This is a genomic window from Bradyrhizobium sp. USDA 3397, from assembly GCF_054060965.1.
The window spans coordinates 1,708,393-1,721,077 of sequence record NZ_JBSSDS010000001.1 but is presented as its reverse complement, the minus strand read 5'-3'; the positions used below and the strand labels follow the sequence as shown (position 1 = coordinate 1,721,077).

The window sequence follows — 12,685 nt, the reverse complement described above, 5'->3', positions numbered from 1 at the left end:
CCCACGCTCACCTTGCCACCGATAACTTCTCCATGATCGCCTTGCGCAGGATTCGCGAGAGCGACTCGACCGAATACGGCTTCTGGATCAGCTCGAATCCGCGGTGGGCGTTCTCGGCCAGCACGTTGCTGTAGCCGGAAGTGAGCACCACGGGCAGGCCCGGATAGCGCTCGCGGATGATGCCGGCGAGCTCGACCCCGTTCATGCCGGGCATGATGACGTCGGAGAACACGAGGTCCACGGCGAATTCATTCTCGCCGAGGATCGCCAGCGCCGCGTTGGCATTGGCGACGCGACGGACGACATAGCCGAGATCCTCCAGGAGCTCGGTGGAGAAGCGGCCGACCTCGTCGTCGTCCTCGACCACGAGCACGCGATAGCCACGCCCGGTCGTGGCCGCCTCGTGGCTCAGGGCCGCGGCTTCCTTCTCCGTGATGGGGCTTTGCGCCTGCGGCAGGTAGATGGTGAAGGTGGTACCTTCACCTTGCGTGCTCGTCACCGCAATGTCGCCCTCGGACTGCTTTGCGAACCCGAAGGCCTGGCTGAGCCCGAGGCCGGTGCCCTTGCCGACCTCCTTGGTGGTGAAGAACGGCTCGAAGATCGAGTCGAGATGTTCCGGCGCGATGCCGCTGCCGGTGTCGGTGACGGAGATCGCGACATAGTCGCCGCGGCGCGCCGATTGTGCGCGCAGGCTCGGTATTCCCGAGACCTTGCGCACGGCGATGGTGAGGCGGCCTTCGCCATCCATGGCGTCGCGGGCGTTGATGGCGAGGTTGATCAGCGCGGTCTCGAACTGGGCGATGTCGGCCACCGTGAAGCAATCGGCATCCTGAAGCTCCACGGCGATATCGATGCGGGCGCCGACCAGCGGCCGCACCAGCTGCGCCACGCCCTCGACCTGGCTGCCGACGTTGAAGATCTGCGGCTTCAGCGGCTGCCGGCGCGCGAAGGCCAGAAGCTGAGCGGTCAGCTTGGAGGCGCGCTCGACCGTCTCGGAGATGGCATCGACGTAGCGTCGGCGGCGCTCCTCCGGCAGCTCGCGCCGGCGCAGGAAATCGGTCGCGGAACGAATGATGGTGAGGAGATTGTTGAAGTCATGCGCGACGCCACCGGTGAGCTGGCCGATCGCCTCCATCTTCTGCGACTGCCGCAGCGCTTCCTCGCCGCGGCGACGCTCGGTGATGTCCACCGCCTCGGGCACGGCGCCGGTGATGTTGCCGTGGCGGTCGAGCACGGGGCGCATGCCGAAGTCGAAATCGCGCTCGCCGATCGGAAGGCGCAGGCGCATCTCCAGCCGCACGGGTTCGCCCTTGAGCACGGTGTCGAAGGCCTCGCGCACGGCGGCACTCATGCCCTCCGTGCCGGTGAACCAGGGTGTGTCCCAGAACGGCTTTCCGACCGCGTCCGCGGAATTCGCCTTGATGCCGGCGAGCGCGGTCTTGTTGGCGTAGACCAGCTGGCCCTCGAGATTGACCAGGCCCTGATACTGATTGCTGGTCTCCAGGATCGCGCGCAGCCGCGCCTCGTTGGCTTCGAGCTCGGCGGTGCGCTGGGCGATGCGCTCTTCCAGCGTCTCGTTGAGTTGCCGGAGCTCGATCTCCGCCTGCTTGGCGACGGTGATATCGTGGGCGACGCCGATGAAGCCGATATGCTTGCCTGTCGCATCCCAGCGCGGCTGCGATTCCGAGCGCAGCCAGCGCCATTCGCCGCCGGCGTTTTTGTAGCGCGCTTCCAGCACGAAGGGTTTGAGGGACGCTTCACCCTGCACGGATTGCTGCAGCACGTGCGGCAGGTCGTCGGGATGCAGCACCTTGCGCCAATCGAAGTCGATGGCCTGGTCGTAGGGCAGGCCGACGAAATCGACATAGGCCTGGTTGGCGAAGGACCGCTTGCGGTCGAGCTTGGTGACCCAGATCGGCACCGGCGCGCTGTCGGCGATCAGCCGGAAGCGCTCCTCGCTTTCGCGCAGCGTCTCGCGCGCCAGCGCCTGATCGGTGATGTCGATATGAGCGCCGACGAGCCGGATGGCGCGGCCGTCCTTGTCGCGCTCGATCTTTGCGACTACGCGGATCCAGCGGGTCTCGCCGTCGCTGGGGCGGACGATGCGGTATTCGGCGCTATAGTCTTCGCTCGCTCCGGCGAGCGCTTCGAAGAAATGCTTAACGGTGGCGTCGCGGTCGTCGGGATGGATACGGTTGACCCAATCCTCGTGCGACTCCTCGGCGGCTTCCGGCGGAAGGCCGTGGATCATCAGATATTCGGGCGAACGTCGGTTCTTGAAGCCTTCGCGGAAATCGACCTCGACGCCGCCGACTTTGCCGATGCGCTGGATGCGCGCCAGCTCGGCCTCGCGCTCTTGCAGCGCGCGATAGGCGTTGTCGCGCTCGCGCGCGACGTCTTCGAGGTGCTGGCGCAGCCTTTCGGCGGCGATGGTCTCGGGCAAGGGATCGTTCAAGGCATCGGCCGTTGTCATGCAGGTGCGCACGTGCCGGACCGATATTCACACAGACGGAGCGTGATGGCCATTGTTTAGAGGGCAGGTGGTGCCGGGAAATGGGGGCGCGCGCCTGAACGCGGAGAAGTACGCGAGGGTAACGTCCGGTATGGCAATTTGTTCCGAATACTGGAACGATCGGCGGATTGAGGCGTCGTCGCGACGTACCAGCGCGCTCATAAGCTTTCCTTTCCCACGAGGCTAAATCTTGAAGCTCTTTATCTGCCAGGCCTGCGGCAACGTCCTTTATTTCGAGAACCGCGCCTGCGAACGCTGCGGCCATCGGATCGCCTTCCTGCCAGAGAAGGAGACGATGTCGGCGATTGAGGCCGACGGAGAGGCCTGGAGCATCCTCGCCGACAAGGGCGAGAGCCGGATGCTGTGCCGGAATGCCGAGTACGACGCCTGCAACTGGCTGACCGACGCAGGCGATAGCACCGGCTATTGCCGCGCCTGCCGCCACAATGGGACAGTGCCAAACCTTTCGGATCCGGCGCAGCTCGCCGGCTGGCGCGAGCTGGAGGTGGCCAAGCACCGGCTGTTCTATTCCCTGATCCGCTGGAAGCTGCCGCTCCAGACCCGCCAGGACAATCCCGAGCATGGCCTGATCTTCAACTTCCTCGCCGACGATCCGCACAGCGGCGAGAAGGTCATGACCGGCCATGACAACGGCCTGATCACGATCGCGCTGACCGAGGCCGACGACATCGAGCGCGAGCGGCGCCGGCTCGAGATGGGAGAGCCCTACCGGACGCTGCTCGGGCATTTCCGCCACGAGGTCGGACATTACTTCTGGGATGTTCTGGTGCGCGATGGCGGCAAGCTCGACCAGTGCCGCGCCGTCTTCGGCGACGATAGCGCCGATTACGGCCAGGCACTGCAGCGCCATTATGCCGAGGGCGCGCCGCCGGACTGGCAGCAGAACTACGTCTCGGCCTATGCCACGACGCATCCGTGGGAGGATTTTGCCGAGACATGGGCGCATTACCTCCACATCGTCGATGCCCTGGAAATGGCCGCCGAGTTCGGCATGGAGGTGCGTCCCAAGGTCGACCGCGACGGGGAGCTGACGGCGCGCATCCGCTTCAACCCGTACGAGGCGAGAGATGTCGAGGTGCTGGTCAACGCATGGCTGCCCTTCACCTTCGCCATGAACAGCGTCAACCGCGCCATGGGCCTGCGCGACCTCTATCCTTTCATCCTGTCGCCCGCGGTGGTCGGCAAGCTGGGCTTCATTCATGACCTGGTCCGGGACGCGGCCAAGGTCGGGAAGCCCTAGGGATGCCGCACGGCGGGCGCGCCCGGCGCATTTCGGTCTTGCGCTGGTACGCCAAAGGCGGCCCGATTTAGACCGTTGCCTCCGGCCCATTTTGATGTACCACGGGAGCCACACGGCCCCTCCCAAAGGCCCCAACGGCCAGGGAAGGGTCCCGCCCAAGGTCGAGACTCAAGAAAAGCATGTTCAAACGCATTCTGATCGCCAATCGCGGCGAAATCGCCTGCCGGGTCATCAAGACTGCCCGCAAGATGGGAATTCAGACGGTCGCGGTCTATTCCGAGGCCGACCGCGATGCCCTCCATGTCGAGATGGCCGATGAGGCGGTGCTGATCGGCCCGCCGGCCGCGGCCGAGAGCTACCTGGTGATCGAGAAGATCGTGGAGGCCTGCCGGAAGGCGGGCGCCGAGGCTGTGCATCCCGGCTACGGCTTCCTGTCCGAGCGCGAGGCGTTTCCGCGGGCGCTGGAGGCCGCAGGAATCGTTTTCGTCGGCCCGAATCCCGGCGCGATCGCCGCAATGGGTGACAAGATCGAGTCCAAGAAGGCCGCCGCAAAAGCAAAAGTCTCGACCGTGCCGGGCTATCTCGGCGTCATCGAGGACGACAAGCACGCGGTGCGGATCGCCGACGAGATCGGCTACCCCGTCATGATCAAGGCCTCCGCCGGCGGCGGCGGCAAGGGAATGCGCATCGCCCATTCCAAGGCCGAGGTTGCCGAGGGCTTCAACCTCGCCAAGGCGGAGGCGAAGGCCTCGTTCGGCGATGACCGCGTCTTCGTCGAGAAGTTCATCGTCGATCCCCGCCACATCGAGATCCAGGTGCTGGGCGACAAGCACGGCAACGTGATCTATCTCGGCGAGCGCGAATGCTCGATCCAGCGCCGCAACCAGAAGGTCATCGAGGAAGCGCCGTCGCCGCTGCTGGACGAGGCGACCCGCCGCAAGATGGGCGAGCAGGCGGTCGCGCTGGCCAAGGCCGTGAACTACGATTCCGCCGGCACGGTCGAGTTCGTCGCAGGCCAGGACAAGAGCTTCTACTTCCTTGAGATGAATACTCGCCTCCAGGTCGAGCATCCCGTCACCGAGCTCGTCACCGGCATCGATCTCGTCGAGCAGATGATCCGCGTCGCGAGCGGCGAGAAGCTCGCCATCGCGCAGAAGGACGTCACGCTGACCGGCTGGGCGGTGGAATCGCGCCTCTACGCCGAAGATCCGTTCCGCAACTTCCTGCCCTCGATCGGACGCCTGGTGAAATATCGTCCGCCGGCGGAAGCGAGCCACGACGGCATCACCATCCGCAACGATACTGGCGTGCAGGAGGGCGGCGAGATCTCGATCCACTACGATCCGATGATCGCCAAGCTCGTTACCCATGCGCCCTCGCGCGCGGCGGCGATCGAGGCGCAGGCGACTGCACTGGACTCGTTTTATGTCGATGGCATCCGCCACAACATCCCGTTCCTGTCGGCCTTGATGCATCATCCGCGCTGGCGCGAGGGACGGCTCTCGACCGGCTTCATCGCCGAGGAATTCCCCAAGGGTTTTGCGGTGCGTGTGCCCGAGGGCGAGGTCGCGCGTCGCATCGCCGCGGTCGGCGCCGCGATCGATCACGTGCTCGGAGCGCGCAAGCGGCAGATTTCCGGCCAGATGGGCGGCCGCGTCGTGCAGCGCGAGCGGCGTCGCGCGGTCTGGCTCGACCGCCAGGAGATCCTGCTCGAGGTCGCGCGCGAAGGCGAGGCGATCGCGATCCGCTTCATCGACGCCGACGGCAAGGCCGGCAACACGCATCTGTTGCAGTCGCCGTGGAAGCCGGGCGATCCGGTCTGGCAGGGCACCATCGACGGTCAGTTCGTGGCCGTGCAGGCCCGCCCGATCGCCAACGGCATCCGCCTCGCGCATCAGGGCGTCGAGGTGCCGGTCTATGTCTGGACCGAGGCCGAGGCGGCCTCCGCGCGTCTGATGCCGGTGACCACGGCCTCCGACAGCGGCAAGAAGCTGCTCTGCCCGATGCCGGGCCTTGTCGTCTCGATCGCGGTGAGCGAGGGGCAGGAGGTCAAGGCCGGCGAGACGCTGGCGGTGGTCGAAGCCATGAAGATGCAGAACGTGCTGCGCGCCGAGCAGGACGGAACCGTGAAGAAGATCCACGCCAGCGCCGGCGCGACACTCGCGGTCGACGCGCTGATCCTGGAGTTTGCGTAAGATAAAAGATGTGAGTGGGGGTCTTGCCGGGCCCCAAGCTCACCGTCATTGCGAGCGCAGCGAAGCAATCCAGACCGCCGCTAGGGAAAGACACTGGATTGCTTCGCTGCGCTCGCAATGACGGAGTACGTTGCGGCTGCGTCGCAATAATTGGGAGGGCAACCATGGCCTTTCGTTCCCGCCGCGAGAAACTGCGATCGATCCTGTCGGGCGGGACGTGCGTCCATCCCGGCTCGGTCTATGATGCGATCTCGATCCGCATTGCCGAGGATCTCGGCTTTCCGCTCGGCATGTTCGGCGGATCGGTGGCTTCGCTCGCGGTGCTCGGCGATCCCGATGTCACGCTGATCACGCTCACTGAGCTCGCCGAGCAGATGCGGCGGATGTCGCGGGCCTCGGCGCTGCCGGTGCTCGTCGATGCCGATCACGGCTATGGCAACGCACTGAACGTGCGCCGCACGGTGCAGGAGCTGGAGACGGCAGGCGCGGCGGGCCTCACCATCGAGGACACGCTGCTGCCCGCGGCATTCGGTGAGACGAAGGCGCAGCTGATCTCGCTGGAGGAAGGCGTCGGCAAGATGAAGGCGGCGCTCGCGGGCCGCAGCGATCCCTCGCTGGTCATCATGGGCCGCACAGGCGCAGCCGCGATCACCTCGATCGAGGATGCGGTGCGCCGCGCCCAGGCTTATGAGGCCGCCGGCGTCGATGCGCTGTTTTTCACCGGCATCAAGTCGCGCGCCGAGCTCGAGGCCATCGTCTCCGCCACGCGGCTGCCGATCGTGCTCGGCGGCGCGCCGGAGGAATTGAGTGGGCTCGATTATCTCCAGGGCCAGCGCGTGCGCATCGCGCTGCAGGGCCATGCGCCGATCGCCGCCGCGACGCAAGCCGTCTACGAGACGCAGAAGGCGTTGCGCGAGGGTATGGCGCCAAAAAGCCTCAAGGGCCTGGCATCGTCGGAGCTGATGGCCCGCGTTACGCGCGAGGCCGCGGTCAAGGCGCGCAGCGCCGATTTGCTCGGATCGAAGCCATGAGCCGGGCGATTCTCCAAGTCATGGTCCGCGGCCGCGTGCAGGGCGTCGGTTATCGAGCCTGGGTGGAGTCTCAGGCCACCGCGTATGGCCTCGAAGGCTGGGTCCGCAACCGCCGTGACGGCAGCGTGGAAGCGCTGTTCGCCGGCGCGCCGACGCACGTTGCCGACATGGTCGCGCTGTGCCGCCACGGGCCGCCATCCTCGCGCGTCGACAGTGTCACCAGCGAGACGGCAAGCGTGGATGAGCTGAATTTGCGCAGGGCAGGGGAAGCATTTTCGGTGCTGCCGACGGTGTGATAGTTCACAAGCGATCGTCATGCCGGGGCTAGTCCCGGGCATCCACGTTCTTGGTGCACGTGTCCAGGCGTGGATGGCCGGGACAAGCCCGGCCATGACGGCGAGTTGGCCTTGGTAAGCGGTGAACATTCACCTCGGCAATTTCGCGATCGCCTCGCTCAGCTCGTGGATCTCATAAGGCTTGCGCAGGATCGGGAAATCGCCGCGGACGCCGGCGGCGACCTCGCTGTAGCCGGTGGCGAGCAGGATCGGCAGGCCGGGACGGATCTGACGGAGGTGATGGGCGAGGCTGAGGCCGTCCATCTTGCCGGGCATGACAATGTCCGAGAACACGAAATCGACGCCATCGCTCTCGAGCTCGCGCAATGCCGCTTCGGCATCGGCGACACGGCGCACCCGGTAGCCGAGCTGCTCCAGAAGACCGATGCTGACCAGCGCGACGTCGGGATTGTCCTCGACCAGCAGCACCGTGCCGCTGCCGCGGAACGCCACTTCCGGTACCTCCCGCGACGGCACATCTGTGCCGCGCGGCAGGACGATGGTGAATGTCGTGCCCTTGCCGAGCTCGCTCGCGACCTTCACCGTGCCGCCGGCCTGGTGGGCGAAGCCGTGGACCTGCGAAAGGCCGAGGCCGGTGCCCTTTCCGATCGGCTTGGTCGTGAAGAACGGCTCGAAGATCTTGTCGAGAACATCGGAAGGAATTCCGAGCCCGGTATCGCGGACGTCGATTGCGACGAAATCGCCGATGAGGGGGGCCTCGTTCAGCATGACGTTGCGCGCACCTATCGTCACCGTGCCGCCGTCCGGCATCGCGTCGCGCGCATTGATGACGAGGTTGAGCAGCGCGGTCTCGAGCTCGGAGACGTCGGCCTTGATCGGCCAGGTGTCGGAGTCGATCTCGAAAGCGAGACGCACGGAGCTGCCGACGCCCGCGTCGAGCACCTCGCGAATGGCTGCGATGCGTTCGCTAAAATCAATTGCCTGCGGGTTGACGCTTTGTCGCCGCGCGAAGGTGAGAAGCTGGTTGGTCAGCGCTGCGCCGCGCTTGGTCGCGGTGTCGATCGCCGAGATGGCTCGCTCGAGCTTGGGATCGTCGGCAGCGCCCTTCTTCAGGATGTGAAGGCTGCCGCTGATGATCATCAGAAGATTGTTGAAGTCGTGGGCGACCCCGCCGGTGAGCTGCCCGAGCGCATCGAATTTCTGCGACTCGGCCAACTGCCTCTGCATCGCCTCGAGCTTGAGCTGGGCATTGCGGCGCTCTGTGATGTCGCGTGTGATCTTGGCGAAGCCGATCAGCCTGCCGTCCTCGTAGATCGGGTCGATCACGACGCTCGCCCAGAAGAACGTACCGTCCTTGCGGACGCGCCAGCCTTCCTCCTCGTACCGGCCCTTTTCGCGCGCGATTCCGAGCGCCCGCGCCGGCTTGCCGTTGGCGCGGTCGGTTTCGGTGTAGAAACGGGAAAAATGCTGGCCGAGGATCTCCTCGGGGGAATAACCCTTGATGCGTTCGCCGCCGATGTTCCAGCTCGTAATGACCCCGTTGGGGTCGAGCATGTACAGGGCGTAGTCGGCAACCCCCTCAACTAACAGCCGGAAACTGCGCTCGCTCTCGAACAGGTCTCTCTGTTGACTGAACTTTTCGGCCATTCCGGACCCCGCCTCGACGGGAGCAAACGCGCCAATTGCGGGATGGTTCCCGCTCTGTGGGACATTTTTAGGCAGGACTGACGGGCGGCATGCAAGGCGTCTTGACAAGAAGGCGAGTTCGTCAGATATTTCTGTCATGACAGAAATAACCGGAAAGAAGAAACTCCCTGCTGCCGTCGAGCGCTTCATCCTGCACTGGGGCGACATGGGGGACGAGTGGGGAGTGAACCGCTCGGTCAGCCAGATTCATGGGCTGCTTTATCTCGCCGAGGCGCCGATGACGGCCGAGGACATCGCCGAGACGCTCGGCATGGCACGGTCCAACGTCTCCAACTCGCTGAAGGAGCTGCTCGCCTGGAATCTGATCCGGCGGGTGCCGATCCTGGGCGACCGCCGCGACCATTACGAGGCTGAGACCGACATCTGGGAGATCGCCGCGAGGATCGCGGCGCGGCGCAAGGAGCGGGAGATCGACCCGGCGATCGCGGCGCTTCGCGCCTGCGTGTCCGATGCCACGGACGATCCCGGCATCAGTCCCGTCGCTGCCAAGCGCCTGAAGGAGATGCTGGCGTTCACCGAACTCGCCGACCACTGGTTCATGCAGATGCTGAAGGTGCCGCGGCCGCGGCTGGTCGCCTTGATGCGGCTTGGCGAGAAGATCGCCAACCTGCTGCCGATCGGCAAGGTCAAATAGGATCGAGGAGGTTGCGATGACGTCGGCAAGACTATCGGGCTCCAACGCATCGACCTCCGCTCACGTAAGACTGCTCGACGACCGGCGTTTCCGCACGCTGCTGTCGGACGAGGATTGGGGCCGCCTGCCGCTCGCGACCTGGCGCCGCTTCTCGAAACGCGTCGCCGACGGCGACATTATCGTCTATGTCGGCGTGGTCGACGAGATCGCCTTCAGCGATTTCGGCTGGTGGTTTGCGCAGGCCGCACGCCTGATCGGCGGACCATTGCCGACCGGCCGCGATATCGGCATGCCCTTGATCGTCACGGTCACCGAGGACGGCGCGACCGGCGGCCAGACCTGGACACGCATCTGCGCGCGCAAGCGCGGCTTTCCTCAGGTGATCCATTCCGCAAAGCGTTTTGCCGGCCCAACCGGGCTCGAGGAATATGTCGGCTTCGGCGTGTCGATGGCGCTGCGCATCGCGGTCGAGGATCAGGTGCTAATCTTTCGCAGCGCCGGCTACGGCCTCCAGCTTGGACGGCTGTGGCTTCCGGTGCCGCGCTGGCTGACGCCGGGCGAGCTCATCGTGACACATCGAGATCTCGGCGAGGGCGCCTTCCGCTTCACCCTCGATGTCACTCACCCGCGTCGCGGCGCGCTGATCCATCAATCCGTCCTGTTCAGGGAGGCCGTATCATGACGCCGCTGTTGTGGACACTCATCGCCATCCAGATCGTGATGGGCGTGTTCGACACCTTCTATCATCACGAACTGACCGAGCGCCTGGCTTGGCGGCCATCACAGCGCTTCGAGCTGAAGCTGCACGGCATCCGCAACATGCTCTATGCGCTGCTGTTCCTGGTGCTCGGCTGGCTCGAGGTGCACGGCGTGCTGGCGCTGTTGATCGTCGCGGTGCTGGTTGCCGAGATCGTCATCACCTTGATGGATTTCGTCGAGGAGGATCTGAGCCGCAAGCTGCCGCCGAGCGAGCGCATCAATCACACGCTGCTTGCGATCAATTACGGCGCCATCCTGGTGCTGTTGATGCCCGTCCTGATCGCCTGGGCGATGCAGCCCGTCGGCGTGATCGTCGTCTATCAGGGTCTGCTCAGCATCGCCGCGACGGCCTGCGCAGTCGGCGCGGCACTGTGCGGCATCAGGGATTTTGCGGCGATGCGCCGGCTCGGCCGCATGCGAAGCGCGCCGGCGGCCGGGCTTGTCGAACAGCTACCAGGCCGCAAGACCGTGCTAATCACCGGCGCCACCGGCTTCATCGGCAGCCGGCTTGCGGCAAGCCTCAGCGGGGCAGGGCACCATGTCATCGCACTGATCCGCAATCCTGCGAAAGCCGAGATGCTGCCGCTGCCGGTGACGCTGATCACCAGCCTCGATCAGCTCGCCTCGGACATACAGATCGACGCCATAGTCAATCTCGCGGGTGAGCCGATCGGCAACGGCCTGTGGACCGATGCGAAGCGTGCGAAGATCGTCGGCTCGCGCATCGACACGACCGGTGAGGTCGTCAGGCTGATCGCGCGGCTCGCGCGCAAGCCAGAGGTGCTGATCAGCGGCTCCGCGATCGGCTGGTACGGCCTTTGGGCCGACCAGGTGCTGACGGAATCGGCAAAGTCGCATGCCTGCTTCAGCCACGAGCTGTGCGCGGCCTGGGAGACAGCGGCGCGGCCGGCGGAGGAGCTCGGCGTGCGCGTGGTGTATTTGCGCATCGGCCTCGTGCTCGGCACGGAAGGCGGCTTCGTCACGCGCATGCTGACGCCGTTCGAGTTCGGCCTTGGCGGCCCGCTCGGCACCGGGCGGCAGTGGATGTCCTGGATCGAGCGCGACGATCTGATCCGGCTGATCGCCTATCTGATCGCGACGCCGGATCTGTCGGGTCCCGTCAACGCCACGGCGCCGATCCCCGTCACCAATGCGAAATTCACCGAAGAGCTCGGCCGCCGCCTGCACCGGCCGGTCGTGTTCCGCATTCCCGGCGGCCTGTTGCGCCGGATCGGCGGCGGCTTTGCCGACGAGCTTCTGCTTGGCGGCCAGCGCGTGCTGCCGAACAAGGCGCTGAGCCGCGGCTTCGTGTTCCGCCACGAGACGCTGCGCAGCGCGTTCGAGGCGATCCTGTGAGGTGATGATATGCCTTGCGCGACTTGCGCACGAACAAGGCGAGGTTGGCTTGGCGCCCTAAGCTGCCAGGCTCCGGAATGTCGCCGCCACCGCACGCAGCGCGGCAAGTTTCGCGGGATCGCTGATCTTCGAATGCAGCATCACCTTCGAGCTGCCGAGCTTCGGCAGCTTGTGCGTGGGCCCGATGTCGATCAACCCAGGTGGCGCGATCCGTCGCGCCAGCGGCGCAATGGCGAGACCGGCGAGTGCGGCTGCGACCACGGCCGTGACGCCGCCGCCCATAAAGCGCTCGCGCCAGGCGATGCCGGCCTTGTCGAGCGCGCGCACGGCGACGGCGCGCACCCCGCAGGGTGGGGCGAGGGTCGCAAGCGGCAATGGTTCGCCCTTCGGCAGCGTGAAGCGGCGTGCGGCGAACCAGCCGAACTCGTCCTCAGCCAGCTTCTCGCCGCCGCGGCGGCTGCCTTCCTGGCGCACGATTACCGCATCGAGCTCGCCCGAATCGTAGGCATCCTGCATCTCGCGTGAGAAGCCGATGGTGACGGCGAGGGTGAGGTTCAACGACATCGCATGCAGGCGCTCAAGTAGCGGCACCAGTTCGGGCCCTGCGGCGTGATCGGAGATGCCGAGCGAGAGCGACTGCGCGGCCGGCGCGCCGCCCGACAATGCGAGATCGTGCGCCGCGATCAGCGCGCGGGCGCGATCGAGGAACGCGGCGCCATCGGCGGTAAGGCGGACTGCGCGCGGCGAGCGCTCGACAAGGCGCTTGTCCAGTACGGTCTCCAGCCGCTGCAGCTTCAGGCTAACCGCGGCCTGCGTCGTGCCGAGTGCTTCGGCCGCACGCGTAAAGCTCTGGAGGTCGGCGACCAGAAGGAAGGCCTGGACGGTAGCGATGTCGAGTGTGGCGGTCATTATAATCTGTTATCACTGATATCAA

At 65.7% G+C, this 12,685-nt stretch carries 10 protein-coding genes; 7 read left to right on the top strand and 3 right to left on the bottom strand.

Annotated features, from left to right (window positions below; translation table 11 throughout):
• Positions 1–7: 7 nt before the first annotated feature.
• Positions 8–2,485, bottom strand: coding sequence for a hybrid sensor histidine kinase/response regulator (locus tag ACVWYQ_RS07995; RefSeq protein WP_271544367.1), 2,478 nt, complete (start codon positions 2,483–2,485; stop codon positions 8–10).
• A gap of 217 nt (positions 2,486–2,702) precedes the next feature.
• On the opposite strand from ACVWYQ_RS07995, the gene ACVWYQ_RS07990 reads away from it, so the two are divergent.
• The 4 genes from ACVWYQ_RS07990 (at position 2,703) to ACVWYQ_RS07975 (ending at position 7,295) form a co-directional block, all read left to right on the top strand.
• Entirely contained in the window at positions 2,703–3,773 is a 1,071-nt protein-coding gene (locus tag ACVWYQ_RS07990) for a zinc-binding metallopeptidase family protein (protein ID WP_271544365.1), read from the top strand.
• A 179-nt stretch (positions 3,774–3,952) separates the two neighbouring features.
• Positions 3,953–5,968, top strand: coding sequence for an acetyl-CoA carboxylase biotin carboxylase subunit (locus tag ACVWYQ_RS07985; RefSeq protein WP_456725569.1), 2,016 nt, complete (start codon positions 3,953–3,955; stop codon positions 5,966–5,968).
• A 164-nt stretch (positions 5,969–6,132) separates the two neighbouring features.
• On the top strand, positions 6,133–6,999 hold the full coding sequence (locus ACVWYQ_RS07980; protein ID WP_271544361.1) for an isocitrate lyase/PEP mutase family protein: 867 nt from the start codon (positions 6,133–6,135) through the stop codon (positions 6,997–6,999).
• A complete protein-coding gene (locus ACVWYQ_RS07975) occupies positions 6,996–7,295 on the top strand; it encodes an acylphosphatase (RefSeq protein WP_157280453.1) in 300 nt (99 codons plus the stop codon). Before ACVWYQ_RS07980 ends, ACVWYQ_RS07975 begins: the two co-directional genes overlap by 4 nt.
• 129 nt (positions 7,296–7,424) lie before the next feature.
• On the opposite strand, the gene ACVWYQ_RS07970 is transcribed toward ACVWYQ_RS07975, so the two are convergent.
• The gene (locus ACVWYQ_RS07970; RefSeq protein WP_271544358.1) at positions 7,425–8,942 is read right to left on the bottom strand and encodes a PAS domain-containing sensor histidine kinase; all 1,518 of its coding nucleotides are present in this window, start codon (positions 8,940–8,942) and stop codon (positions 7,425–7,427) included.
• A 136-nt stretch (positions 8,943–9,078) separates the two neighbouring features.
• Between ACVWYQ_RS07970 and ACVWYQ_RS07965 the strand changes: the two genes are divergently transcribed.
• The 3 genes from ACVWYQ_RS07965 to ACVWYQ_RS07955 are packed head-to-tail and all read left to right on the top strand — an operon-like array spanning position 9,079 to position 11,751.
• The gene (locus ACVWYQ_RS07965; protein WP_271544356.1) at positions 9,079–9,636 is read left to right on the top strand and encodes a GbsR/MarR family transcriptional regulator; all 558 of its coding nucleotides are present in this window, start codon (positions 9,079–9,081) and stop codon (positions 9,634–9,636) included.
• A 16-nt stretch (positions 9,637–9,652) separates the two neighbouring features.
• Entirely contained in the window at positions 9,653–10,318 is a 666-nt protein-coding gene (locus ACVWYQ_RS07960) for a DUF4166 domain-containing protein (RefSeq protein WP_456725568.1), read from the top strand.
• Entirely contained in the window at positions 10,315–11,751 is a 1,437-nt protein-coding gene (locus ACVWYQ_RS07955; RefSeq protein ID WP_456725567.1) for a TIGR01777 family oxidoreductase, read from the top strand. Before ACVWYQ_RS07960 ends, ACVWYQ_RS07955 begins: the two co-directional genes overlap by 4 nt.
• Positions 11,752–11,808: 57 nt before the next feature.
• Here the strand turns inward: ACVWYQ_RS07955 and ACVWYQ_RS07950 are convergent, their stop codons facing one another.
• A complete protein-coding gene (locus tag ACVWYQ_RS07950) occupies positions 11,809–12,660 on the bottom strand; it encodes a LysR family transcriptional regulator (protein ID WP_404540476.1) in 852 nt (283 codons plus the stop codon).
• Between the last annotated feature and the right edge of the window lie 25 nt (positions 12,661–12,685).

Excerpts from the sequence above, each read along its gene's own strand:
- ACVWYQ_RS07985 (WP_456725569.1), top strand. The coding sequence starts at position 3,953 with ATGTTCAAACGCATTCTGATCGCCAATCGCGGCGAAATCGCCTGCCGG.
- ACVWYQ_RS07980 (WP_271544361.1), top strand. The coding sequence starts at position 6,133 with ATGGCCTTTCGTTCCCGCCGCGAGAAACTGCGATCGATCCTGTCGGGC.
- ACVWYQ_RS07975 (WP_157280453.1), top strand. The coding sequence starts at position 6,996 with ATGAGCCGGGCGATTCTCCAAGTCATGGTCCGCGGCCGCGTGCAGGGC.
- ACVWYQ_RS07970 (WP_271544358.1), bottom strand. The coding sequence starts at position 8,942 with ATGGCCGAAAAGTTCAGTCAACAGAGAGACCTGTTCGAGAGCGAGCGC.
- ACVWYQ_RS07965 (WP_271544356.1), top strand. The coding sequence starts at position 9,079 with ATGACAGAAATAACCGGAAAGAAGAAACTCCCTGCTGCCGTCGAGCGC.
- ACVWYQ_RS07960 (WP_456725568.1), top strand. The coding sequence starts at position 9,653 with ATGACGTCGGCAAGACTATCGGGCTCCAACGCATCGACCTCCGCTCAC.
- ACVWYQ_RS07955 (WP_456725567.1), top strand. The coding sequence starts at position 10,315 with ATGACGCCGCTGTTGTGGACACTCATCGCCATCCAGATCGTGATGGGC.
- ACVWYQ_RS07950 (WP_404540476.1), bottom strand. The coding sequence starts at position 12,660 with ATGACCGCCACACTCGACATCGCTACCGTCCAGGCCTTCCTTCTGGTC.